This is a genomic window from Streptomyces sp. R41 (assembly GCF_041053055.1).
Lineage (GTDB): Bacteria > Actinomycetota > Actinomycetes > Streptomycetales > Streptomycetaceae > Streptomyces.
In genome coordinates this window covers 8,497,873-8,522,170 of record NZ_CP163443.1, presented here as the reverse complement: position 1 = coordinate 8,522,170, position 24,298 = coordinate 8,497,873, and the positions used below count along the sequence as shown (strand labels likewise).

Sequence of the window (24,298 nt, the reverse complement as noted above, 5' to 3'; positions counted from 1 at the left end):
CATGGCCAAGACAGGGGCCTTTGGCCGACGTTCCTGGACGGTAGCGAGGAGCCGCGCCGCACCTGCCGCGGCACGTCCACAGGAACCCGACCGGCGTACATCAATCACTCAGCTGGCGCGGCTCCGGGCGGGCCGCCACCCGCGGCTCGTGTCGCACAGCTCACGCGGGAGTAGAACCTCCGCCGGCCACGGCCAACACGGCCGCCGGGACGAACAGCGGGGTGAACGGGCGGACAGCAGCAGTACAAGGTCAATTACTCGTCCGGCCCCAGCGTCCCCCGAACCGCTGCCATTCGGCAGCCCATTCCTCCATGCGCCGGCGCTCCAGGCGTCCGCGCACGAGTTGAGCACTCCCGATCGCCGCGCTACCAGCGCATATTGCGGCCAGCGTGCCCGCCCAGGTCGCCTGGAAATTCGCTTCCGAGGGGCTGAGCGGCTTCGACGTCAACCGACCCTGCCGGTCCGTCCACACGATGGCCGGGCTGCCCGCCGCGGTGTCGCGGGGCACCTTGGTCTGACCGGTGCGGGCGGAGCCGTCCGGCGCGGTCCACCGCACGGTGACCCACACACGGTCATCGTCGACGAACCGAGCTGACCCCTTGCCTGCCGCGTCTTCGGCGAGTACCGCCGTGACGGCGTGGCGTTCCAGCCGCTGGCGGTCAAGGCTCTGTTCCACCGCATCAGCCGTCGTGACTCCCGCGAGCACGCTGCCCACCGCGGCGAGGACCCAGGCGACGAGCACGATCCAGGCTTCGACGACGTCACTGCGTCGTCGGAGAGGATTCCGCCGCCATCGCCACATCCACACTCCGGTGTGACACGTCCTGACCACGGTCGACACCCCCTTTGCCGGCGTCGAAAGCCCCTCTTTCACTGTGCTGTCGAGGTGAGAAACAGGCGGCGGGGCTGTCGATGACTCGATCGAGGCCGTGCTCGCTGTCCTTTGCCGACGTCAGGCTTATGAGAACCGGGGCGGCAACGCAGGATGCCGTGGCGGCCGACACCACCGCCGGATGACGCAGCACCGCGATCTGGGCCTGTCATGTGCCGCTGGGAGAGCCGGTCGATGTCGTGCGCCGTGACGATCCCACCGAGGCGGCCGCCGTCCATGACCAGGATGGGCAGTCCGCCGCCGGAGCCCAGGCGCTCCAGGACGGAGATCAGGAGCTCGTCCGGTGCGGCGAGCGTGCACTGGGACAGCTGGGTCGCCACGCCCCGTACTCGCAGCGACCCCCGTTGCCCGGACGGCACGGCGGTCAGGCGACGCAGCCGTACGACACCGCTGGGGTGGCCCTCGAAGTCCAGCACAGGCAGTACCGAGTGCCCGGCTTGAGCGGCCACCTCGGACAGGAAGCGGTCCACGGTCAGCCAGTCGGGACCGGTGACCACCGGAGTGGTCATCGCGTCGGCCGCCCGTACGCCGCGCAGGGTCGTGACCAGCTCGGCCCACCGTCGTTCGGCAGCGGCGGTGACCGCCACGAACAGGCCGATGGCCATCAGCCAAAGCCCGCCCGACACCCCTCTCGCGAACACCAGCCACCCCAGCACGGCCAGCAGCATGCCGACGACCTGTCCGCTGCGCCCGGCCGCCCGCTGGGCCCGCTCGCGGTCCCCCGTACGCCACCACACCACGGCCTGGAGCACCCGGCCCCCGTCCAGTGGTGCGGCGGGCAGCAGGTTGAAGACGCCCAGCAGCAGGTTCGTGCCACCGAGCCAGCCCAGCACGGCAACCAGAATTCGCCAGCCCAGCGTCGCCTCCACCCCAGCTGCCGCGCCCAGCCCGACCCCGCCCAGCACCAGGCTGCCGAGCGGCCCGCTGACGGCGACCGCGAACGCCGCCCGTGCCGTCTCCGGCCGGTCCATCCGGGTCATTCCACCCAGCGCCCACAGCGTCACGTCCCGTACCGGTATCCCGGCCCTGCGGGCCATCAGCGCATGCGCCGCCTCATGCACCACCAGACTCACCAGCAACAGCAGAGCACCGACCACTCCGGCGACCGCGTACACCACCGGTGCCAGGCCCGGCGCATACCCGGGCAGGGTCTGGGCGGCCAGACCGTACGCGAACAACAGCATGATCAACGGCACGCTCCAGTGCGCGCGCAACGCCACCCCGCGCACACTCCCGATACGCATCGAGCCCCTCACCGCCATCACCGCCGACAGGTCGCGCTCCCGACTTCAGTCCCCCTTTCGATAGTCCGTCCTTCGGCCCACGAACGGAAACGCCCGACCACACCGGGCTCAGCGCGGCCCGGAACCGCGCCAGGGATCCTCCGCCCGCGGCAGGCCCGCCGAGCAGGACGAAGCGGGCTCGTCCACTCCGCGTGGCACCACTTCAGTCCGCCTTCGCAGGCGGCGATCTTCACAGATCGGGGCCTCACCATGTGCAAGAACTCGTTCAAGTGCTCGACGAAAGCCAGGACCCTCGGCAAGGGAGACGTCCTCGCTCTTCGCAGCACCTACTGAGGAGGCTTGATGAGCCGGGTCGGGCGATCCATGGCGCTGGCGGCGGCCGTGCTGGTGTCAGCCGTCGCGTGCGGGGCGGACAGCAGCGGCGGCGACGAGGCCGGGTCCTGTGCCTATCTGATCCTGTACCAGGAGCGGACATACCGGGACGTGGCGAACGTGGAGTTCACCGTCGGGGACAAGCTCGGCGACGCCACCAAGCCGCCCTGTAACGACAGCGGTCCGGACGACGCCAAGGAGTCGGCGACTACGGAGACTGCCTGCAAGGTGGAGGGCATCTCTCCCAAGGTGGCCATCGCAGTCGGAGATGCACCTGGTGAAGCCAAGTTCGTCGCCGCCTACTCCGGCACGGAGCTTCCGCCCGAGGTGAAGAAACTGCTCGACGGGTCATGATGCCGACCGAGGGCGACCGGATGCTGAGCAGGCCGGCCATCCGTCACCGGCTGCCCCCGGCTCTGGAGAAGGCCGCGGTCACATCGGTTACGACGTGCGACCCAGCGCGCGGCGCCGGGGACACGCGACCGCGATACTCGCCGCGGCGTTGCCGATCGCCCGTTCTCTCGGCATCACGCAGGCCCTCCTGACCGTCGATGAGACGAACATCGCCTCCCGACGTGTGATCGAAGCGAACGGGAGCCGGTTCATCGACATGGTCGGTGACAGGCGCCGCTACCGGATGCCAGCGTCCTGACAAGCCGACTTCCGGGACACCGCTGATCGCGACTGGCTCACCTCCGGACTGCGAAGCCACAACCGCTCACCCGGAAGGCCCGAGGGGCGGCGCCGCATGCTCGTACGGACCGGGCCCGTTCGCTCAATGTGGACGGTTCGCTGGATGTACAGCCTCACCGGGTGGCTGCGTATCCTCGCCGAATCAGGCCTCACCGCGGACTACGTCTTTCGCCCCCGCGACCCGGTGAACGCCTTCCGGGGAACGATCGTCGTGGGCACACGTCGCTCGAAGTGCTCGGGCCGAACGGCGTAACGATCACGGCCGACCCCAGTCGTCGGCCCTCGGCGACAGAAGGGGCCCCCGGCCGGCGGTGACGCCGGCCAGGGGGCCCCTTGACGCGATCGGTCTACGTCAGCCGTCGGACTCCGACGACGGGATGTAGGCACCCGGCACGTCCTCCGGCGCGAAGATCTTGTCCTCGCCGGGGTACGGCTTCTTCCAGTCGTGCGTCTCGTACCACGTGAAGTGGTTCATCTGCGCGGGGTTCGCGTAGTCGGGCACGGCGTTGGGCCCGGTCAGCCGCTGCTTCGACTTCCAGGTCTCCCACTTCGCCGCGAGCGCCTGCTTGTCCGCCGGCACCTTCGCCGACGGCGCGGCCGCCGCACTGGGGTTCTGCGGTGCCGGAGTGTCCAGGCCGCAGGCAGGCGGAGTCTTCAGACCATCGGTCAGCGAGGTCCGGTTGGGCAGAGCGGTGAACGGCCTGAAGTCCGCGTTCTGGGTGAACGCCCCTCGCATCGGGCTGGCCGCGCTGTCCTTCTGGTTCATCGGGTGTATCCCGAGGATCTGCTCGATGGTCCGGATCATGGTGATCTGAGAGTAGTAGTGGCTGTCGACGACGCCGTGCTGGGCCCAGGGGCTGATGATCTGGATCGGGGCACGGTGGCCGTCGACGTGATCGAGGCCCGCCTGGGAGTCGTCCTCGACCACGAAGATCGCCGAGTCCTTCCAGTACTTGCTGTGCGAGATCTCGTCAACGATCCTGCCGGTCGCGAGGTCGTTGTCCGCGACCTGAGCGGCCGCGTTCGCCGGACCACCGGTGTGGTCGCTGGAGAGCCAGAACATGTTCAGGTTCGCCGGACCGTTCTTCTCGAAGTCCTGCTTCCAGATGCCCTCCCGGTAGATGTCCGGGACGCTGGTGTCGAACTTCGGGAAGCCGTGCACCGACACGTCGTTGAGGGACGGAATCGGCGAGGACGAGTTCAGGGGGTAGGCGGTGTCCTGCCCGGTCGCCTCCATGTTCTTGGAGTCGCAGTACAGGTTCTGCCAGCTCGCGCCCGCCGGCTTCGTCAGGAACTGCTGGAACTCGCCGAAGTCCCGCACGGACTTGCCGGCCGCCTGCGCACCGGTCCAGATGAAGCCGGTCCGCTGGTGACCGAGAGCGTCGTCCTCGGTGTCGTAGCTGCGCTGGTACTCACCGGCCGAGGACTCGGTGTACTCCGGGTCGTCGGCCTGCATCAGCCAGTTGTGCCCCTCGGCGGAGTTCGTGCCGATGTCGTACGTGTTGTCGTACAGCCCGAACTGCTTGGCCAGCGCGTGCTGGTTCGGCGTCACGTTCTCGCCGAACTGCGCAAGCGACGGGTCGCCGTTGCCCTGCTTGACGTCCCCGAAGACCTGGTCGTAGGTCCGGTTCTCCTTGACGATCATGAAGACGTGCTTGATCGTCGAGGGGTCGCCGAGCCGCAGCGGGACCGGCACCGGCTTCGCGTCGCCCTTGCCCTCGGTCAGCGTGACCGCTCCGCCGTTCCAGCCGTTCTGCTTGAAGACCTTGGCCGTCTCGGACTTGATGACGCTGTCGTCCGGCAGCGTGAACCGCTGCAGGCTCGATGTCGTGTCGTGGGTGCCGTGCGCGGCGCTGTTGGTGGGGCGGCGGGCGTCGATACCACGGGTGTTGGAGACCAGCACCTGGTTGCCGACAGTGGCGATCTCCGCGGGGAAGTAGTCCGTCGGGAGCAGGCCGACGTAGCTGACCGGCTCCTGCGGGCTCGTGTACCGGTAGACGGCGACCGCGTTGGCGCGGCCGAGCGTCACCAGCAGGTGACCGTCGTCGGTGAGCGTCACCGCGTCGGGCTCGTAGCCCACCGAGGCCTCCGGCCACGGCTGGGTGGCGATGGTCTGCACGACCTTGTTGCCGGCGGTGTCGATGACCGACACGTCGTTGGTGGCGGTGTTGGTGACGAACAGCGCCCCGTTCTTGGCGTACAGGGCGGTCGGGTGCAGACCGACGTCGATGCTCGCGACGGCGGCATCCGGGTTCGCCAGGTCGATGACGCTGACCGTGCCGGTGGTGGTGGCAGCGGTCTTCGGGTCGGCCGGCACCTGGGTGCCGTACGAGTTGATGGTGGTGTCGCCGGGCTTCGCCGGACGCCCGCCCTCGTTGCTGACGTACAGCTTGGAGCCGACCACGGTCATGTCGCGCGGGGCGTTACCAACGGACCAGCTCTGCTTGATTGCGCCGGTCGCCGCGTCGATGGCGACCACGCGGTTCTGGCCGTTGACCGCGGAGTACACGGTGGAGCCGTCGGAGGAGAACACCGCCTCGCCGACGAGCGCGTGCTTGGACCCGTCCGCCGGGATGTTGACGGACGTCGGGTTGGCGACGCTGCCGTCCGAGTTCACGGTGAACTTGGTGTAGCCGTCGGTCTGGCCGAGCCACAGCTGCGAACCGTCGGGCGAGTAGGTGGGGCCTTCCTGGCCCACGCTGTTGCTGCTGATGCGCGGGGTCGACGACGCGGCGTTGCTGACGAGTTGCTGCACCTTCCAGCTCTTCAGGTCCACGATGGACAGCGCCGCGCCACCGTCGGTGACCGAGGCCGCGAGGTGGGTGCCGTCCGGGCTGACCGAGGACGACATGATCTTGCCGTTGTTGACGACGAGGCGGTCGCCGTACGGGGCGATGTACTGGTCGCTGGAGATGACCTGGCCCTGATCGGTGATCTGGCCGACCTGGTCGGTGCCGAACTGGTGCGTCTGGGCGAAAGCGGTGCCGGCGGCGGTCACGGCGACAGCGGTGATGCCTGCCGTTACCAGGGTCCGACGGCCGATGCGTCTACCGAGAAAGCCGGAATGCTCCTTCTCGACACGCCGACGGCGGCGTGTTACCTGCATGGAGTTATCCCTTCGGGGTGGGGAGCAGTTCGACGTTGCCGTCGAACTGCCATAGCGGGTTCGATGCGTCCCCGGTCGGGGTCCGCACCAGGAAGTAGCCGTTCACTTCCTTCGGTCCGTCGCCATCGGCCACGAACCGCCCGTCGGGGGTGACGTCGAGCTGGTAGATGGCCGTCCCTGCGGCCTCGACGCCGGGGAGATGCCAGGAGACGACGCAGCGCCAGTCGTTGCCCGGTCCCTCGGCGACGCGCTGGCCGGCGCCCTTGTTGCACGCCGCCGTGGCCCGCAGTTGCGCCTCGGTGACGTCGGGGCGGTTGAGCTGCTTGGTCTGCAAGCGGTAGAGGTGGGCGAATGCCGTGGCGACCGACCGCTGCACCTTGTCCTGCCGGATTCCGGAACCCATGGACGGGGTCGCCACGGCGACGACCGTGACCGTGAGGGCGACCAGTGCGACCAGCGGCAGGAGTCCGGTGGTGATCGCGCGGCGCCCCGAGCCGTCGTAGGTCAGGTTGGTGAAGTCGCGCCGTACGAACAGCAGGTAGGCCAGCGCTGTCGCGAGCAGGGCCCACACCAGGCTGACAACGATGCCGATGAGGAGCGGGCCGACCTGTGCCGGGCCGGTGAACAGGCCGTTCCAGGCGATGAAGGCGTAGCTGGGCAGGGCGAGGCGTACGGCGACGGGCAGCGGCATCATCTGGGCGACCTGCATCGCGAGCGCGACGAGCGCCGGCAGCAGCAACCCCATGGGGGACCGGCCCAGCGCGACCGACCCGAGGAGTCCGATCCCGGCGAGGGCCAGGGTAGGGGCGAGTACGCACACCCAGGCGAGGAGGACTTGACCGGCGGCGTCCGCCGGCGCCAGCAGGTGGCCGTCGAGGCCTACCAGCGGCTGGTTGCCGACCGCCACGACCCCGCCGGCCGCGCTGGAGAAGGCCAGCCCGGCCACGAGCAGCAGGATGACGGTGAGGCTGGCCAGTGCCTTTGCTGCGAAGATCCGTCGAGGCGACCGGACCGCCACGAGCAGGTGGCGCCAGGTGCCCAGCCGGTCCTCGGAGGCGAACACGTCGCCGGCCACCACCGCGGTCAGCAGCGGGAGCGCCCAGGTGCCCGCGAAACCGAGCATCACCAGCGGTCCGGCCCACCCCGTGGCGTGCATCCAGCGACCGAAGAGGGTGTCGACGGGGAGCGTGCTCTGCTGGCTCACCGCGGCGACGAAGAGCGCCGGCGCGATCCAGCAGGCGAGGACCAGCAGGCGGATTCGCCATTGCGAGACCAGCTTGACCAGTTCGAAGCGGTAGCCGCGCGGAACCGAGACGCGGCGGGCACGTACAACGTTGTCGTCGGCGATGGTCGCGGTCATCGGCCGGCCTCCTGCTGCTCGGTGAGGGCGAGGAACGCGGCTTCGAGCGGCGACACCACGGGGGCGAGCTCGCGCACCGCGATGCCCGCGTGCACGAGCCCCACCACCAGTTCGTCGAGGCCGGGCACGAGCGCGCGCACGACGAGCGCCTCGGCGTCGTGCCGTGCCCCGGCGTCGTCGACGACGCGGATCCCGGCCGTGTCGACAGCCAGCCGGCGGGCGGCCTGCGGGTCGGAGGTCAGCAGCCGGTAGTCGAGTTCACGGTTCTCGGCGGCCAGCTTGCTCAGCGGGCCGGAGAAGACGACCCGTCCGGTGGCGACGATGGTGACCTCGGAGCACAGTGCCTGGAGGTCGTCCATGCGGTGGCTGGAGAGCACGACGCTGGTTCCGTCCGCCGCGAGGCGGATGAGGACACCGTGTACGTGTTTCTTGCCGGCCGGGTCGAGGCCGTTGGAAGGTTCGTCGAGCACGAGCAGCCGGGGCTTGGTGAGCAGGGCGGCGGCGAGCCCGAGCCGCTGACGCATGCCGAGGGAGAAGCCGCGGGCCCGGTCGTCGGCGACATCGGTGAGCCCGACCTGGTCGAGCACGTCGTCGATCCCCGTTGTCCGCTTGTCCAGGCCGCGGAGAGCGGCCAGCGCGGCGAGGTTCTGCCTGGCCGTGAGCGAGGGGTAGAGACCGGGCCCGTCCACGAAACCGGCGACACCGTCGGGAGCGGCGAGCGCCCGCCCGACCGGCGTACCCAGGATCTCGAGGCGGCCGCTGTCGGCGACGGCCAGGCCCAGCAGGAGGCCGAGCAATGTCGTCTTGCCGGCGCCGTTCGGTCCGACCAAGCCGTGGATCTGCCCCTGCGCCACATCCAGATCGACGCCGTCGAGTGCGACGACGTCGCCGAAGCACTTGGTGATCCCGCGAGCCCGGACTGCGAGGAGTGTGTCCATGGGTCCCTTCTTCCGCAACTTCAAGGACCTTAGGGACGGCACACAATGCGGGCAGGGACAGTTGGTTGAACGTGCATGGAACGGATCGTCAAGGCGTCGGCAAGTCCGTGTGCACAAAGTAGCCAGCATCGAGCCAGACTTGGGCAACCCTCAGAGTCATCGAGTCCATACGGAGTACCGCGGCCCGCAAGAGGGGTGCGCCACCGGCACGCAGCACGCGCCCGCGGCACGCTGTGCGGGCGGGCGCGGCAACAGCGCCGAAGGCGGCCGGTTCGGCGACACCCCGACCTCCAGCCGTACGTGCATGCCTACCGCGAAATCCGCCCGCAGACGAGCAGCAGACCGCGTCGCCCTCCGTCAGACCTATTGGAACCCGGCAGACCTGACCGGTCGTCACACCGAGCTGGGAGCCTTCCGCGTCGTCGACCAGGCCGATGTCGGTGAGCACGCGCAGTTGCCTACGGGCCGGACGGCCGCCCGGGACCGGGACGTCACGGTCCCGGAGGCCGTCACCGGAGCCGGACTCGTCAGAAGTGGTAACCCCACCAGACGAACCGGGTGGAGTTGATGCCGTACTTGGCCACCACGCTGTACGGGCTGGTGTAGACGCCGTCACCGCTGTCAGAGGTGCGGAGATAATTCCCGTTCTGGTTCTGGATCTGGTCGTTGTCGGCTGTCCAGAACTGTCCGGAGCGGCCGCCTCCGCAGGGGGCCGCGTAGACGGCGTTGGTTTCAGCCCCGACGTCCGTCGTGAGGCAGTCGCCGTTGGCGTTGCTCACCAGTCGGCGCATCGTGTGCCCGTCCCACTGGTTCGACTCGGAGCCCCAGTGCCAGAGCGTACCGCCGTTTCCCGAACAGCTGTATTGCACCCAGATGTTACTGCTTGCGGTCGACGAGGTGAGACAGGGCTGACCGAAGTCGTTCTTGTACATCCAGTCGGTCGTCGCCGCGGAGGCGGGTGACAGAGTGCCGGCGATGGTCAGCATGAAGGCGGCGATCGCCATGGGCAGAGCCAGCCTCAGCGAGGCTTTCCGAGATGTCATGATCGGGAGAATCGAGGGAGCCGGCGAACTCCCCATGAATCATTCATGAACTGGCCATGTCAATATCGGAGGACAGGGAATGAGGAGGCTTTCTCTTCCACTCGGCGAGGTCCGCAGCATCCCGGCGAAGTCCGGCCGCCGCAGGGGTCCAGAAAAGGACATCGAGACCTTCTGAGCCGATGTGATCGCACCGGGCCTGATCACTTCGCGGCAGAGACAAGGGTGTTCGAGTGGCGCGCGCTGATGCGCGGTGTGCGATACGAACATTGCGGGGCCACGAGTCGTTGTCCGGCGCGCCCCGTGCGCCCGGCCAGTCAGGTGACAGGGGGGCATCTGACTGGCCCGAAACGTAGGTGCACACGTAGCTTTTACGCTCTGTATCGCGAGTGTTACCTGAGGTGAGGACTGTGGGTATGGCGGATGTCTTCGACAAACTTCTCTCGTCATCTGCCCCGTCCTTCATGGAGACCGGGTTCAGACCGTTCTACCAAGCCCTGTCGGCCAGGGACGGCGAAGCCCGGGTCCGGTGTGAGCGCGTGGTCATGGCGGCGTGCAACGACTATCTCGGGCTGTCGGGCGATCCACGGGTCACGGGTGCCGCCGCGAGGGCGACGGAACGTTATGGCGCGTCCTGCTCCGGAAGTCGTGCGCTGTGCGGAACGCTGCCGTTGCACGAGGAGTTGGAGGCCCGGCTGGCCGCCTTCCTCGGCTGCGAGGCGGCGATCGTCACGACGACCGGCTTCCAGGCGAACCTGGCGCTCGCCCCGCTGTTCGGCCGCGGTGACCTCGTCTTCAGCGACATGGCCAACCACGCCTCCCTCATGGACGCCATCCGGCTCGGCTGGGCGGGCAAGCGCCCCTACCGTCACTCGGACATGGCGGGTCTGGAACGGCAGCTCGTGACCGCCGATCCCGACGCCGGCAAAGTGATCGTGACCGACGGGCTGTTCTCGATGGAAGGCGACCTGTGCCGGCTGCCCGAGATCTCCGCACTCGCCCGCCGGCACGGCGCCAGGGTGGTGGTCGACGGCGCCCACGACATCGGACTGCTGGGAGCCCACGGTCGGGGCGTGGCGGAGCACTTCGGGGTGCCGGACGCAGTCGACCTGTACACCGGCACTTTCTCGAAGTGCTTCGGCTCGATCGGCGGTCTCCTCGCGGGTCCCGCCCACATCATCGGCTATCTGCGCTACACCGCACGCCCGCTGCTCTTCAGCGCCTCGATGACGCCCGCCTCCGTCGCGGCCGCGCTCGCCGCGCTGGACATCGTCGAAGCGGAGCCGGAACGCCGTACCCGTGTACTCGATCTGGCCGGGCGGCTGGACAGCGGGCTGCGGGCGCTCGGGTTCGACACGGGGAGCGCCAGAGCGGTGGTCACCCCGATCATCCCCGTGTACATCGGCGGGGCCGAGTTGTGTGCCCGGATGTGGGAGGAGGTCCTCGCCGAGGGCGTGTTCACCAGTGCGGTAGTCGCTCCCGGGGTGCCGGTGGGCCGGGAGCTGATCCGCCTGACGCTGCAGGCAACGCACACCGACGAACACCTCGCACACATCCTCGGCGCCTTCGCCGCCGCGGGCCGCCGCCTTGGTGTGATTCCCGCCGTAGCGGTGGGTCGCGCCGCTACGGCGGGCCCGCAGCGGGACCGGGATGCCATGCCGGTGCACGTACGATGACCGCCCCCGCCTCCGGCCCCTCTGCCACGGGTGCTCCCGTCACCGTCACGCCCGTACGGGGGCGCGCCGACACCACCGCCTTCGTCCGGCTTCCGTACGCCGTCTACCGCGACGATCCGCTGTGGGTGGCCCCGTTGGAGCGCGAGCGGCGTGCTTTTCTCGATCCCGGCCGTAACCCGTTCTTCGAGGTGGGCACGGTCCAGTTGTTCCTCGCCCGGCGTGGCAGGAGGGTCGTGGGCCGGATCGCCGCCGTCGTCGATCCCCGTCACCACGAGCGGCACGACCCCAGATGCGGCCAGTTCGGGCTCTTCGAGTGCGTGGACGAGCCGGCGGTGGCGGCCGCCCTCTTCGAGGCGGCGGCCGACTGGCTGGGCGAGCGGGGGCTCAGCCGGATGCTGGGCCCGTTGAACTTCTCGCTCAACGACGAGTGCGGACTGCTCGTCGACGGCTACGACCGCCCGCCCACCATGCTCATGCCGCACAATCCCCCCTACTATCCGCGGCTCTTCGAGGACTGCGGATTCACCAAGGCCAAGGACCTGCTGTCCTGGCGCATCCCGATGCCCGCCGACGGCGAGCCTCCCGCCAGGTTCCGCCGCGCGGCGCAGCGCGCGCTGGCCGCCCCGGGCGTCCGGGTCAGGGCGCTGGATCCGGACCGCTTCGACGCCGATATGGCCGTCGTCAAGGACATCTACAACGACGCCTGGTCGGAGAACTACGCCGCCACGCCCATGACCGACCGCGAATTCGCGCACGCCGTACGGGAGTTCAGGCCGATCCTGAAGCCCGAGCTGGTGCAGATCGCCGAGGTGCACGGCGAGCCGGCGGGCTTCCTCCTCTGCCTTCCCGATGCCAACCAGGCTCTGCGGGCCGCCCGCGGACGGCTCACCCGCTACGGCCTACCCATCGGGCTTATCCGCATCGCCCGCGCCACCCGCCGGATCCAGCGGACCCGCGCCCTGGCCTGCGGGATCAAGCGGGAGCATCGGAACTGGGGCCTCGCCGCCGCCATGTTCGCGCAGGCCCAGCGGGCCGCGTTCCGCCTCGGCCACACCGAGACCGAGTTCTCCTGGGTCCTGGAGGACAACCGGCACGTCAACAGCTATACCAAGGCCGCCGGCGGCATCCTGTTCCGCACCCACCGCCTGTACGAGCGCACCACCCAACGAGGCGCACCGCATGAGGTAAAGCCCATGACGTACACCGCATGAGGTATCTCGTCACCGGTGCGACCGGTTTCGTCGGGCAGTGCCTTCTCCGCCACCTCGTCCGTCTAGGGCACGAGGTGACCGCCCTCGTCCGGGACGGGCGGAGCGTCCCCGGAGGCTTCCCCGGGCTCCGGACGGTCGAAGGCGACCTCGCCACCGGCGCGGGACTGGCCGCAGCCGCCGAGGGCGCCGACCGGGTCGTCCACCTCGCCGCAGTCACCAAGGCCCGTACCCACCTCGGCTACGCCGAGGTCAATACACGGGGCACCGGCCGCCTCTGTGCCGTCCTCGCCGCCTTCCCGGAGCCACCGCGCCTCGTCCTCTGCTCCTCCCTCGCCGCCGCGGGCCCCGGGCGGCAGCGACGCGAGGAGGACCCACCGTCGCCGGTCTCCGCGTACGGCCGCAGCAAGCTCGGCGGCGAGCTGGCGCTGCGCGCGCACGCCGACCGGCTGCCGGGTGTCGTCGTCCGCCCGCCCATCGTCTACGGCCCCGGTGACCGCGAGTTCGTACCGCGGCTGGTGAAGGCGGTCCGGGCCGGAATGCTGCCCGCCGTGGGCCGCCGGGGCCCGCGCCGCTACTCGCTCATCCATGTGGACGACCTCTGCCGGGCCCTGCTCACCGCCGCCGAGTCCGGTGAAGCGGGCGCGGTCTATCACGTCAGCGACGGCATCGAGCACCGTTGGGAACGCATCGGTGCCGTCACGGCGGCCGTGCTCGGCTGCCGTCCGCCCCGGGTGATCCATATCCCGGCTCCCCTGGCGGTGGTCGCCGGCCACGCCGGCCGGCTGACCGGCGCCTCTCTCCTCAACCCGGACAAGGTCGCCGAGCTTCGGCATCCCGCCTGGACATGTGCCGTCGGCCGCCTGCCGTTCGTGCCGGCGGTCACTCTCCCGGCGGGGCTGACCACCGCCCTGGCCGCCTACCGGTGAATCCCATGAAGCCACGACGTCTGTCACCCACCGAGCGTCTCCTGTGGGCGGCGGGCGAGAAGCTGCCCGTCAACGGGGCCCTCGTCGGCCGGATTCGAGGCCGGACCACCCCCGCTCAGCTGCGCGAGGCACTGTCCGCGGCCCGCACCCACCATCCGCTGCTCGCCGTCCGCGTCGCCGCCTCCGGCCCCTGGAGAGCGCGGTTCACCACCGACGGAGTACCGGACCCGGAGCTGCGGATCGTCCGGGCCGACAGCCCTCAGAGCTGGACCGCGATCCTCGAGGAGGAACTCAAACGCCCCTTCGACACCGCCACCGGTCCCCTGACCCGTTTCGTCGTCGTCGAGTCGGACGGCTCCTTCGATCTCGTCGCGATCTGCCACCATCTCGTCATCGACGGCCTCTCCGTCTCCTTCGTCCTGCGCGACCTCCTCCGGGCGCTCGCCGACCCGACCAGTTTCACCACCTCCGTGCCCCCCGCCGTCACCGTCCCCGCCGACGACCTCCTGCCCACCCGCCGCGCCGACCCGCTCGACCTGCTCAGAGTGGCCCGCATGCTGCGCGGAGCAGGCCGCACACCACGCCCGAGCGGTCAACTCGCCTACGCCGCCTGGTCCATGGACGCGGCGGAGACCTCGTCGGTGCTCACGCGCTGTCGCACGGAGGGGGCCACCCTCCAGGGCCTCCTTTGCGCCGCCTTCGCCCGCGCTCACGCCGACCTCGGTCACCCCTCCCCCGTCGGTATCGCGGTGGCCGCGGACCTGCGGCGGATCCTGGCCGCGCCTCCGGGCGAGACACTGGGGCTCTACGCGACCAGCTTCCTCATCCCGGTCGACGGCCTCGCCCGGCACGACCTGTGGACCGTGGCCCGCAGCTCCACCACGGACATCCGCGACCGTCTGCGGCCCGAACAGCTGCTCCCCTTGGTTCGGGTGAACCGGCTGCTGCGAATCCTGCCCCGAAAGACACTCAGCGCACTGCTGCGGCGCAGCGAGCTCAAGCGGACCCTCTTCGACGTCTCCCTCAGTAACGTGCGCGTCCCGATCCCCGTGGACTACGGCCCGTTGCGCGTGGAAAGTCTGTACCTGGCCGCGCACACCAGCGTCTCGGGGGCGCCGCTGGTGTGCGTCGCCGGATTCGACGGCCAGCTCTTCCTCAGCGTCACCTCGACGGACGGCCCACACGCCACAGAGCTGTGCACCCGGGCGATGTCCCACCTCAGGGCAGCGGTTCGACAGGGCACTAGCCGGGCGAGATGAGCCAGACGAGTACCGCGCCGCACGCAACCTCCCCCGACACGACGACCGTTACCGCAACGCGCGAGCATGCCGGGACACCCTGCGGGCTTGTGCAAGGGGACGGGGCCGGGGAGGGCGCCGGCATAGCGCCCGTGGTCGATGGTCAGGACCTTCGCCTACCGACTGGTCGATGGACGGATTGCCGAACGCTGGGCGGTACGCGACGACTTGGCGATGCTGCTACAGCTCGGCGCTCTGAAGCCTCCGCTGCACTGAGTTGCCGGCCGACGCCCCGTCAGGTCCTGCCGTGGCGGAGCGCCATCGTGGCCATTTGAAACTCTCAATGGCCAACCAGCGATGCCCAGTTGCCCTCGTGTGCCTGAGCGCCTCAGGTGGTTCTGACCGCGCTTCCGTGACGACTACGACCGATGTGTGGCTGCGAGTGCGCGAACGGGAACGAGGCTTGACGGAGGCGCAGGCATAACCAGAGGCGGTCCCACCTTCACGACGTAGAGGGCACAGCCTTGGGCTGTTGGAGACGGAGGAAGGATCATTGCGTGCGGGTGGCCTGGGCGTAGAAGCCGAGGAGTTCCTTCCAGCCGTGGCTGTATCCCTGGATCATGCCGGGCGGCGCGGAGGGGACCCGGTCCCAGCCGCCGTGCTCGATGGTGACGCGGGTGCCTTCCACGGTGGGTTCGAAGCCGACCTGGACGTCGGTGTTCTCGGACTCGTCCCAGCGGGCCAGGCGCCAGGTGAACGCGACCCGCTTGCCGGGCTCCCACACCAGCACCCGGCCGATCTCGAAGCCCTCGCCGGTTTCCAGGTCGTGGACCTCGATCAGACGTCCGCCGACCTTCGGCTCGAAGCGCAGCTCCTTGCCCTTCTCGGGGTCGTTCCAGTACTGCGTGCCGCGCTTCCACCAGCTGCCGATGTCGGCGGTGAAGGCGTCGAAGGCCGTCTGGGGGTCGCAGGCCACCTCGATGGATGCCGATGCGGTCGTGCTCATTTCTCTGTTCCTTTACTCGTGTTCTCGACGTGCTCCTTGAAGGCGCCGAGCTGGTCGGTCCAGAACGCCTGTACCTGGTCCAGCCATGCCTGCAGGGCCACGAATGGCTCTTGGCGCAGCTCGTAGACCTTGACGCGGGCGTCGTCCGGTATGCCCGACTCGGTCACCAGCCCACTGCGCCGTAGCACGCGCAGATGCCGGCTGATCGACGGCGCGCTCACGTCGAACGCGGCCACCAGCTCGCCGGCCCGCCGGGGCCGCTGCTGGAGCAGCTCAACGATCTGGCGCCTGGTGGGATCAGCCAGGGCCGACAACGTCCCATCGACATTGTTAACCATACGACTAATAATTAACGTGTACCGCATCCATGTCAAACCGGGCCCGACGCGAAGCCGGCGGGGGGACTGCCACCATCGGCTGGACTGAGCCCGAGATCTTGGTGAGGCCGGCGCGTGCTCCTGGAACGACGTCTCCACCCCGCTCACACCGCTCCTCAGATGCCGGCCCCGACCTTTCGCCGAACCAGTGCGCCGCGATCCTGCCCCGCTTACAGGAGATCGCTGACCAGCGCCGAGAGGGTGGAATGGATCCGCTCCTCCAACGGCACATCGCCGACGCCTGGTGGTCGTCTTGCAGCTCTGCGTCGAGCTCGGGATCTGCTGCTGCAGGCCACCGAACTGCACCGGCAGTTCCGCGCCCGCGCCGCCACCGACGGGCAGCTCCCGCTCGGCGGCGAGCTCGTGACCCCGGAGCCGAGCGGCCTGCCCGAGATGGCCAGCCGCGACCAGGTGAACGCCGAACTCGACACGCTCCGCGCGCCTGCCTTCAACAGCGTGGACCACCATGCAGGCGCCGGGAGCAGACGTCGCAGTCAGTGCGCGGAGCCTGAACGACGGGAACCTCCCCGCGTGCGCGGGGAGCAGAGAATGCCGCGCGACCCGTAGTGGCTGTAGCGGGGATCATCCCCGCGCGTGCGGGTGGCAATATGCACGTATGTGACGCGACGGGCAAGGTGCCGCGACCGGCAACGAGCGCGGCCTCTGTCACCTGATGTGCCACTACACTGCGCCTGGCACCACAGGACACACACCAACTGGCCGAAAGCGAACGGGGAGCGGCATGGCTACGGGGGGATGGGGGCCGGGAAACGGCCCGGGTCAGCCTGGCGGCAACGGACCGGGAAGCCAGGGCGGCTGGGGCGCTCCCTACGGACCACCGCAGGGCGGCCCGTACGGTCCGCCACCACCGAATCCGGGCCCGTACCCGAACCAACCTCCGTACCCCTACGGCCCCCAGCCCACGAGGCCCGCCGCCCGGCGCCGCCGCGGCTGCCTGTCGTTCGGCTCTCCCTTCGGGCTCGTCGGCGTGATCCTGCGCTCCGCGCACCGCGTTGCCACCAGGCTCTTCGCGCAGGGCGACGGCCGGATCGCGGACCGCACCGTGGACCGCGTCCAGCTGGCCCGCACGGTGCTCGGTGCCGCCGCCACCATCGCCCTGATCCTCGCCTACAACGTGGATCCGAACCGCTGGGAGGACGCGGCGTACGGCGGTGCCGCCCAACTCATCGTCGCCCCGTTCGTGCTGATCATCGCCGCGCCCCTGGTCATCATCGGATTCATCTACTACGCGCCCCCGCACCTGCGGCCGCATCTGCGCTCCCGGCTGCGCGCTCCGCTCAAGGCGGTCAGCTGGTACGTGCTGACGTTGGTCGTGATGGGCGGAATCCTCGTCCCGACGGCCCTGACCGTCGACGCCGACGACGGGAAGAGCTGGTGGGAGTACGTACTGGCCGTCGCCTCGCTGATCGTGATCGTGTGGGGTTTTCCCTTCTTCTTCATGGCGTCGCTGTACTCGGCCCGAAGTGCCTTCAACAGCGCCCAGGTCCACCCGATGCTGCCGCCCGTCCTCACCCTGACGCTGGTGTGGGTGTTCGCGGCCTTCAGCCTGATCGGCGACGGCATGCCGGGGGGCCCGCCCATCGTCCAGTTCTGCTCCACGCTGGGCGGGCCGCTGTCGGTGACCGCTGTCTCGCTGTGGGAACTGCGGCGGATGAGGACCCGTTTCGGCGTCACCCTGCGCGCCTGATCCGGCTTCGGCGGCCGGAGCGGCTGGAGCCGGCGGCGGGTTCTCCCGTCGTTGCTGCTGGCGGACATGGTGTGCGAGTCCTGCGGCGATGGCCTCGTCCCTGGTGGGACGGTCATAAATGTCCAGCGTCGACAAGTACTTGTGGCCCAGGATGTGTTGGACGTAGGCAGGCGGCATCGACGGATCGCCGAGCATCAAGCAGGTCGCGGGGTGGCGCAGGTTGTGCAGCGTCCAGTTGGTGGCGCCCAGCACCTGGTTGGCGCGGTTGAACATGGCACGGGCCGCGTCGTAGGTCAACGGTCCCATGGCCGGCGCAGAGTCCACCAGAGCGGCTGCCTGCGACGACGGGGGATGCCCTTCCGCCAGGCTTCTTCCTGGTCGAGCCGCAACCAGACGAACGCATCGGGGGTCGCGGGCAGTTCCTGGTAGTCGCGTGTGCCCTTGCGGATCATGGTCCGCAGCACCGTCTCGCAGTGGAGTGGGACCGCGCGGTGCGGGAGGACGCCCGGGACCTCGACCGCTGCGACATCGCCCGCTGCGCACTCACCGGACGCCAGCGCGACACCTGCCACCCACCAGAGACCTGCAACACCATCTGGACCGGCACCCTCCCCGGCGAAACCGAATGCATCGAATACGGCTTCTACTACCGCCTCGGCCCCACGGCTACGAACCGTGCAACGCCGACGACCCCGACGCCGAACACGACTACAACCGCCTCTACCGCGAGTGCCGCTGAGACATCCCCACCCAGCGCATGACCCTCCCCGCCTGACACCCCAGCCGCGCCTCGACCGTGGGGACGCCGTGGGGACTGGGTGAGGACAGAAGGGCGACGACGAACAACGAAAGACAGGGAAAGCGGAGGCTTTCTCTTCCACTCGGCGAGGTCTGCAGCATCCCGGCGAAGTCCGGCCGCCGTAGGGTCCAGAAGAGGACATCGAGACCTTCTGAGCCGATGTGATCGCACCGGGCCTGATCACTTCGCGGCAGGGACAAGGGTGTTCGAGTGGGGCGCGCTGGTGCGCGGTGTGCGATACGAACATTGCGGGGGCACGAGTCCGCCACTGCGGCCCGTTTTCCGGCGCACGGGACTCCCTCCGTACCAACGGGACAGCTGTCCGGGAGCGACCGGTGAGGCGCCGTGCCATGCCCGGGACGCGGCCGCGATGGCCGGTATGCGCGCTGGGCAAACCCCCGCGCCGGTGACATTTTGAGGCCTCCTCGCCCCTCCGGGACCGAGCGCGGCGAGGTGGACCATCAGGGGGTTTGACCATGCGCATGATCTACGCGGACCGTGGTCCGTCACCACTCGACTCCGGCAAGCCCGGCGCGGCCGACCGCGACTCGACGTTCGGCTGGTGGGGTGCGTTCAGCATCCAGAAGTTCGTGAACCAGAACCCGCTCTCGCACACGCACGAGGACGCCACCGGGTGGCTCGCCTATCTCCAGCAGTTCTACGACCGGAACTTCTGGTTCGCGGACGGCGGCGCGCAGGTGTGGGCGTACGAGGAGACGTACGACAACTGGCAGGACCGCTACGGCGTGGACGCCGTGGTCGCCGTCTACCACTCCGGACACGGCGGCATGGACGGCAACGGCGTGTTCTTCGCGCCGCTCGGCGCGGTGTGGGACGGCCGCAGTGACGCGATCTCCAACCGGATGGGCTTCGGCAACGAGAAGGCGAACTACGTCTTCTGGTCCACCTGCAACTCGCTGCGCGTCCTGGACGGGCACACCCCGGTGCGCACCTGGGCGGGCCCCAACCTCGGCTCCCGGATGATCTTCGGCTTCGAGACGACGAGCATCGACAGCCCTGACTACGGCAAGAAGTTCTGGGAGAAGTGGCGGGCCGGGCAGACGTACTGCGACGCCTGGCTGAACGCGTCCTGGGACATCTACCACGGGCAGGCGCCCTCGGTCTGCGCGACCGGGCCGACCCAGGCGGAGGCGACCAACCGACTCAACGCCGAGCGGACGTTCTTCCGCGAGCATGTCTCCGACGCCTGGTACGCGTGGCGCTGGTACTACGCCCGCAGCAGCCTGCGCGAGGCGGCGACCGCCGTACCGGAGCAGACCGTTCAGCTGGCGCCGCGCGACCCGAGCGCGGAACTCGCGAGGCTCGGACAGGCGGCGAGCTTCCCGGCCGCCGCGCTCCAGGAGGTCCAGGTCGAGCGGCAGGGTGTGCTGAGCGCCAACTCCGGTGACCGGTACGTCGCGACGGCGCCGCTCGCCGCGCGGTGGGTCAAGCTCGCCGAGGCCAACCACCGCAACACCGACCAGCTGGACACCGGCCGGGCCGTGGAGTTGGCCCGAGACTTCGCCGAACAGCACGCGGATGGCGCCGAGTTGATCGTCGACGGGGTGCACGACCTGTGGCAGAACTCCGGCACCAAGGACGGCTCGCAGCTCGGTGAACCCGTATCGCTCCAGACGCATGTGACCTTCCGTCAGACCTTCGACGGTGTACCCGTCATCACGCCGGGGCGCGGCGAGATCCGCGTGGCGCTCGACAACGACGGCACGGTCGTGCAGGCGCACCTGTCGACGCGGGAGGCGGCAGGTTCGACCCGGACGCCGAGTTCGGTGGTCGCACCCCCGTCCGGGCGGGGCCGGCAGGCCGCGGCGGCACCGCTCCCGCGCGACCCGGCCGAGTCGCTGGCCGCGGCCCAGCTGAGGCTGGTCCAGCACCTCGCCGTGGTGGGCTCCGACGAACAGCGCTCCGCCGCCGAGATCCACGAGCAGCTGGAGATCCGGGACGTGCCGGGCACGCTCCAGGTCGGCTACGAGATCGAAGGCAACGAGGCGTTCCCGGCCGCCCGCAAGCTGATCGAGATCGGGCAGCAGGACAGCATGTACAAGACGCAGCGCTGGGTGGTCGCTCCACTGGCCCGATGAGTCGGCAGGGCAGAGGCGCTCAGGCCCGCTGAGTCAGCAGGCAGAGGCGCTCAGCCACTCCGAGTCAGCGGGCGCGGGGGCGCTCAGGCGGCACGCTCGTTCGGGCGTGCCGCCAGCGGTACCTGGGGGCCGTCGCACTCGCGCAGCCAGCGCCGCAGTACGCGGTGCACGTGCTCCGCGCCGACGAGTTCGCCGTCGTCCTCCACCGGCGCGGACAGCGCCACCGGCGACAGCAGGAAGGGCCGTGCCTGAGCCCCGCCGAGTCCGCCGTGCGAGCCGATCTGCTCCTCGAAGGCGAGGACTTCGCCCTCCCCGGGTTCGTACCAGGAGTTGACCATGATGTCGGCGACGTGCGGGAACGCGTGCGTGCGCCGTACGGCGTCGGCGGCGCCGGGGCCGAAGTCGGCGAGCGGGCCCGGGTATGCGTCGTCGAGCTCGTCCACCGGTACCTGAGCGCCGTGGGCGCCGAGCACGAGGCCGCCGTGCTCCTCGCTGCGGACGAGCACGAAGCCGACGCCGGGGTGGTTGGCGAGCGTGGACAGCAGCGCGGGATGGCGCCGGTCGATCTCCTCCCGGCTCATCCGGTGCGGCACATCGGGGAAGGAGACCAGGCCGAGGTTGCCGGAGGCCAGCACGATGGGCTCGGAGCGGCGCCGCGAGGGGCGGTGCTGCTCGCCGCCCTCCTCGACCGGCCTGCGCAGCGCGGCCCGTACGGCGGCCCGGGCCTCGGCACCGCTGTGCGTGCGCTGCGCCTTGCGCGGCACGGGCAGCCCGCAGCCAGCGCGGACCAGATTGCCGAGGGTGAGGCCGTAGCGGGTCAGGAAGGTCTCGCCGGGGCTCTGGCCGTGGTCGGACAGCAGCACGATCCGGTACGGCCGCGGCGCGTGCTCGGCGACCTTCGCCATCAGCGCGAGCGACCGGTCGAGCCGCTCCAGGACCTTCTCGGCGTCGCGGCTGCGCGGCCCGGAGTGGTGTGCCACTTCGTCGTACGCCACCAGGTCCGCGTAGACCGCGTTGCGCCCGGCGAGCATGTCGCCGATCACCGCGGCGACGACGACGTCCCGCTCGACGACGGTCGCGAAGGCGCGGACGAAGGGGTACAGCCCGCCGCGCTTGACGCGCGGGCGCCGCTTCTTGAGTCGGGCCCACGTGGCCTGGCCCCTCTCCCGGAAGACCTCGGCGACGAACGACATGGCGGTTCGGACGGCGTTGGCGGGGTCGCTGAAGTAGGCGAAATAGCCTGCCCTGGAGCGGTTCTCCCTGCCCCTTCGCGCCGCGATGGACAGCACGAGGGCCAACTCGTCGGCACCGCCGCTGAAGAGGTTGCCGCGGCTGGCGCCGTCGACGGTGAGCAGTCCCCCGTCACCGGTGTACTCGATCGCCCGGCGCTGGAGTTCGGCGGCGCTCGTGGGCCGGTTGCACACCATGACCTCGCCGCTGTCCTTCTCGTACCACCGGAAGGCCGGGATGTCGTGGTTGCTGCCGTGCAGGATGCCGAGCTGGCTGGCGCCGGTCTGGCTGGACCAGTCGGTGCGCCAGGGGGTGAGCCGGTGGGTGGGCCGCCTGCCGCCGAGCCACTGCGCGACGGTCGGCATGAGCCCCTTGCCGATGGCCCCCTCCAGGACGTCGTGGCCCACGCCGTCGAGCTGGAGGAAGACGGCGCCGGGGGTCGAGGGCCCGGCCTGTCCGGCGGCGCGCCTGCGGCGCCGGTCGGCGAGCCGGTACAGCCTGCGTCGGTACGCGTCGTCGTCCCGTACGGCCAGGGCACCACCCGTGGCCGAGGCGACGGCCGACATCACGGCGGCGACGACCACGGCCGTCTCGGGGGCGACCTCACCCTGCCCGGAGGGGCTGATCCGCAGGGCGATCAGCAGCAGGGACCCGTTGAGGAAGAAGACGAGCAGCCCGAGCACGAGGGCGGGCACCAGCAGCAACGCCCTGACGAGCAGGGGCCACACGAGCGAGGACAGCAGACCGAAGACGCCCGCGCCGGCCGCCGCGGTGACGGTGATCTGCGTGGCACTGTCTCCGGTGTCCGACTGCAACTGGAAGTCGGGCAGCACACCGGCCAGGACGAGCATCGTGACCGTGGACACGGCCCACACCGCGATGCTCCGCCACACTCCGCTGAGGACCCGCCGCCAACGCCCTCCACCCACGCCCAGTCCACCTCACGTCCCGGCCCGCCCGGTCGACCAGGCCTGCTCCCACCCTGTCACAACGGGCGGATGGGGCTCTGTGTCCCCGTCGGGGGTTCAGCGGCCGTCGTACCCCGCCGTCGGCATCGACAGACGGCGGTGGACCCGGGCCTTCATCTGGGCGTCGTACGACGGTTCCGCGCAGCCGACGGTCTCGACCCGCACGCCGCGGCGCGCGCACTCGGCGGTGAACTCGTCGACCGAGGCGAGAGCGCGCTCCAGCACACGCCGGCTGGGCGCGACGAACAGATCGACGAGGCCCGCCTCGACGTCCGCCCACAGGGTGCGGTGATCGGGGCGCAGACCACGTACGAGGAGTTCCCGCGTGACCACGTAGCCGCGCTCGGCGGCCCAGCGGGCGCACATCGCGTGCTGGCTGCGGGAGTCGACGAGGAAGGGGTCCGCGTCGAGCTCCTCCAGGGGCGTCAGGCTCGCGATCGCCGTCACGCGAAGCGACGCGGGGCCGCCCTGTTCGAGCGAGAACTTGAGGGCGTGCGTGCCAAAGGCACCGCGCGCGTCTCCCATGGCGTCCCCCTCACCTCCGGGTTTCGCCGCCGACCCTACTCCTGCCCGTAGGCTCGGGGGGAGTCGCGCGAAGGAGGCAAAGAGGTGCCGGTGGAGATCACCTGGTGGGGGCACGCCACCTGCACGCTGGAGGACTCCGGAACACGCCTGCTCACCGACCCGCTCTTCGCGCGCCGGCTCGCACACCTTCGGCGCAGGCGCGGGGCGCCGCCCCCGCCCCGGGCGGCGGTCGCCGACGTGGCACTGGTCTCCCATCTGCACGCCGACCATCTGCACCTGCCCTCGCTGGCGAAACTCGCGCCCGGTACGCGGCTGCTGGTGCCGAAGGGCGCGCCGCGCGCGGTGCCCGGGCTGCGCAGGCTCGACCATCTCCGGATCACCGAGGTGGTGCCCGGCGACCGGACGCAGGTCGGTGACCTGGTGGTACGCACCGTTTCGGCACGCCACGACGGGCGGCGACTGCCCGTCGGGCCGCACCGCTCCCCCGCCGTCGGGTACGTGGTCGAGGGCGAGGCGCGCACGTACTTCGCCGGGGACACCGGGCTGTTCGCGACAATGGCCGAGGAGGTCGGACCGGTCGACGTCGCGCTCCTACCGGTGGGCGGATGGGGGCCGTACCTCGGGGAGGGCCACCTCGACGCGGGGCGCGCCGCGGAGGCGCTCGCCCAGTTGATGCCGCTCAGCGCCGTGCCGGTGCACTACGGCACGTACTGGCCGATCGGGATGGACGCCGTGCGCCCCCACGAATTCCACGCGCCGGGCGAGGAGTTCGTACGCCTCGCCGCCGAACGCGCGCCCCAGGTCACGGTCCACCGCCTCGAACACGGCGAGAGCGTACGCCCGGAGGTCGCGCGGTGAACCCGTCCAGCGCGACGCCGCGACCGTCGTCG

Annotated in this window: 21 protein-coding genes; 10 read left to right on the top strand and 11 right to left on the bottom strand. The window is 70.1% G+C overall.

The genetic code is table 11. The features are described from left to right. Positions 1-250: 250 nt before the first annotated feature. Both AB5J53_RS38750 and AB5J53_RS38745 read right to left on the bottom strand, forming a co-directional pair. Positions 251-832, bottom strand: a complete 582-nt coding sequence (locus AB5J53_RS38750) for a hypothetical protein (protein ID WP_369250278.1) — start codon at positions 830-832, stop codon at positions 251-253. A 38-nt stretch (positions 833-870) separates the two neighbouring features. Next, positions 871-2,148 carry a site-2 protease family protein gene (locus tag AB5J53_RS38745; RefSeq protein ID WP_369250277.1) on the bottom strand — a complete coding sequence of 426 codons (1,278 nt, stop codon included), beginning with the start codon at positions 2,146-2,148 and terminating at the stop codon, positions 871-873. Between the two features lie 330 nt (positions 2,149-2,478). On the opposite strand from AB5J53_RS38745, the gene AB5J53_RS38740 reads away from it, so the two are divergent. Beyond that, entirely contained in the window at positions 2,479-2,862 is a 384-nt protein-coding gene (locus tag AB5J53_RS38740; RefSeq protein ID WP_369250276.1) for a DUF6281 family protein, read from the top strand. A 94-nt stretch (positions 2,863-2,956) separates the two neighbouring features. Beyond that, entirely contained in the window at positions 2,957-3,160 is a 204-nt protein-coding gene (locus tag AB5J53_RS38735) for a GNAT family N-acetyltransferase (protein ID WP_369250275.1), read from the top strand. A 393-nt stretch (positions 3,161-3,553) separates the two neighbouring features. Here the strand turns inward: AB5J53_RS38735 and AB5J53_RS38730 are convergent, their stop codons facing one another. The 4 genes from AB5J53_RS38730 to AB5J53_RS38715 form a co-directional block, all read right to left on the bottom strand. Continuing rightward, positions 3,554-6,307, bottom strand: coding sequence for an alkaline phosphatase family protein (locus AB5J53_RS38730; RefSeq protein WP_369250274.1), 2,754 nt, complete (start codon positions 6,305-6,307; stop codon positions 3,554-3,556). Positions 6,308-6,311: 4 nt separating this feature from the next. Next, positions 6,312-7,667 (bottom strand): ABC transporter permease, encoded by a 1,356-nt coding sequence (locus AB5J53_RS38725; protein ID WP_369250273.1) that lies wholly within the window; start codon positions 7,665-7,667, stop codon positions 6,312-6,314. After that, the gene (locus tag AB5J53_RS38720) at positions 7,664-8,605 is read right to left on the bottom strand and encodes an ABC transporter ATP-binding protein (RefSeq protein ID WP_369250272.1); all 942 of its coding nucleotides are present in this window, start codon (positions 8,603-8,605) and stop codon (positions 7,664-7,666) included. Before AB5J53_RS38720 ends, AB5J53_RS38725 begins: the two co-directional genes overlap by 4 nt. A 527-nt stretch (positions 8,606-9,132) precedes the next feature. After that, entirely contained in the window at positions 9,133-9,648 is a 516-nt protein-coding gene (locus tag AB5J53_RS38715) for a hypothetical protein (RefSeq protein WP_369250271.1), read from the bottom strand. A 413-nt stretch (positions 9,649-10,061) separates the two neighbouring features. Here AB5J53_RS38715 and AB5J53_RS38710 point away from each other — a divergent pair, with 413 nt between their 5' ends. The 4 genes from AB5J53_RS38710 to AB5J53_RS38695 are packed head-to-tail and all read left to right on the top strand — an operon-like array spanning position 10,062 to position 14,717. Beyond that, positions 10,062-11,321 carry an aminotransferase class I/II-fold pyridoxal phosphate-dependent enzyme gene (locus AB5J53_RS38710; RefSeq protein WP_369250270.1) on the top strand — a complete coding sequence of 420 codons (1,260 nt, stop codon included), beginning with the start codon at positions 10,062-10,064 and terminating at the stop codon, positions 11,319-11,321. Beyond that, entirely contained in the window at positions 11,318-12,532 is a 1,215-nt protein-coding gene (locus AB5J53_RS38705) for a hypothetical protein (RefSeq protein ID WP_369250269.1), read from the top strand. Before AB5J53_RS38710 ends, AB5J53_RS38705 begins: the two co-directional genes overlap by 4 nt. Beyond that, entirely contained in the window at positions 12,529-13,458 is a 930-nt protein-coding gene (locus AB5J53_RS38700) for an NAD-dependent epimerase/dehydratase family protein (protein WP_369250268.1), read from the top strand. The genes AB5J53_RS38705 and AB5J53_RS38700 overlap by 4 nt, the downstream gene beginning before the upstream one ends. A 5-nt stretch (positions 13,459-13,463) precedes the next feature. Next, positions 13,464-14,717 (top strand): condensation domain-containing protein, encoded by a 1,254-nt coding sequence (locus AB5J53_RS38695; RefSeq protein WP_369250267.1) that lies wholly within the window; start codon positions 13,464-13,466, stop codon positions 14,715-14,717. 529 nt (positions 14,718-15,246) lie between these two features. On the opposite strand, the gene AB5J53_RS38690 is transcribed toward AB5J53_RS38695, so the two are convergent. Beyond that, on the bottom strand, positions 15,247-15,702 hold the full coding sequence (locus tag AB5J53_RS38690) for an SRPBCC domain-containing protein (RefSeq protein WP_369250266.1): 456 nt from the start codon (positions 15,700-15,702) through the stop codon (positions 15,247-15,249). After that, entirely contained in the window at positions 15,699-16,040 is a 342-nt protein-coding gene (locus AB5J53_RS38685) for an ArsR/SmtB family transcription factor (RefSeq protein WP_369250265.1), read from the bottom strand. The genes AB5J53_RS38690 and AB5J53_RS38685 overlap by 4 nt, the downstream gene beginning before the upstream one ends. A 240-nt stretch (positions 16,041-16,280) precedes the next feature. Between AB5J53_RS38685 and AB5J53_RS38680 the strand changes: the two genes are divergently transcribed. Together AB5J53_RS38680 and AB5J53_RS38675 are read left to right on the top strand one after the other, a co-directional pair. Further along, positions 16,281-16,646, top strand: a complete 366-nt coding sequence (locus AB5J53_RS38680; protein WP_369250264.1) for a hypothetical protein — start codon at positions 16,281-16,283, stop codon at positions 16,644-16,646. A gap of 421 nt (positions 16,647-17,067) precedes the next feature. Next, on the top strand, positions 17,068-17,787 hold the full coding sequence (locus AB5J53_RS38675) for a hypothetical protein (protein ID WP_369250263.1): 720 nt from the start codon (positions 17,068-17,070) through the stop codon (positions 17,785-17,787). Between the two features lie 293 nt (positions 17,788-18,080). Here AB5J53_RS38675 and AB5J53_RS38670 read toward each other — a convergent pair whose 3' ends face one another. Beyond that, on the bottom strand, positions 18,081-18,359 hold the full coding sequence (locus tag AB5J53_RS38670; RefSeq protein WP_369250262.1) for a hypothetical protein: 279 nt from the start codon (positions 18,357-18,359) through the stop codon (positions 18,081-18,083). A 703-nt stretch (positions 18,360-19,062) separates the two neighbouring features. Between AB5J53_RS38670 and AB5J53_RS38665 the strand changes: the two genes are divergently transcribed. Continuing rightward, positions 19,063-20,685 carry a DUF6345 domain-containing protein gene (locus AB5J53_RS38665; RefSeq protein WP_369250261.1) on the top strand — a complete coding sequence of 541 codons (1,623 nt, stop codon included), beginning with the start codon at positions 19,063-19,065 and terminating at the stop codon, positions 20,683-20,685. A gap of 83 nt (positions 20,686-20,768) precedes the next feature. On the opposite strand, the gene AB5J53_RS38660 is transcribed toward AB5J53_RS38665, so the two are convergent. Together AB5J53_RS38660 and AB5J53_RS38655 are read right to left on the bottom strand one after the other, a co-directional pair. Beyond that, complete coding sequence (locus AB5J53_RS38660; protein ID WP_369250260.1) at positions 20,769-22,844, bottom strand: phage holin family protein; 2,076 nt, start codon at positions 22,842-22,844, stop codon at positions 20,769-20,771. A gap of 96 nt (positions 22,845-22,940) precedes the next feature. Then, positions 22,941-23,408 carry a hypothetical protein gene (locus tag AB5J53_RS38655; protein ID WP_369250259.1) on the bottom strand — a complete coding sequence of 156 codons (468 nt, stop codon included), beginning with the start codon at positions 23,406-23,408 and terminating at the stop codon, positions 22,941-22,943. A gap of 84 nt (positions 23,409-23,492) precedes the next feature. Between AB5J53_RS38655 and AB5J53_RS38650 the strand changes: the two genes are divergently transcribed. Further along, positions 23,493-24,266: an MBL fold metallo-hydrolase gene (locus AB5J53_RS38650; RefSeq protein WP_369250258.1), complete on the top strand. Its 774-nt coding sequence runs from the start codon at positions 23,493-23,495 to the stop codon at positions 24,264-24,266. The last annotated feature ends 32 nt before the right edge of the window (positions 24,267-24,298 follow it).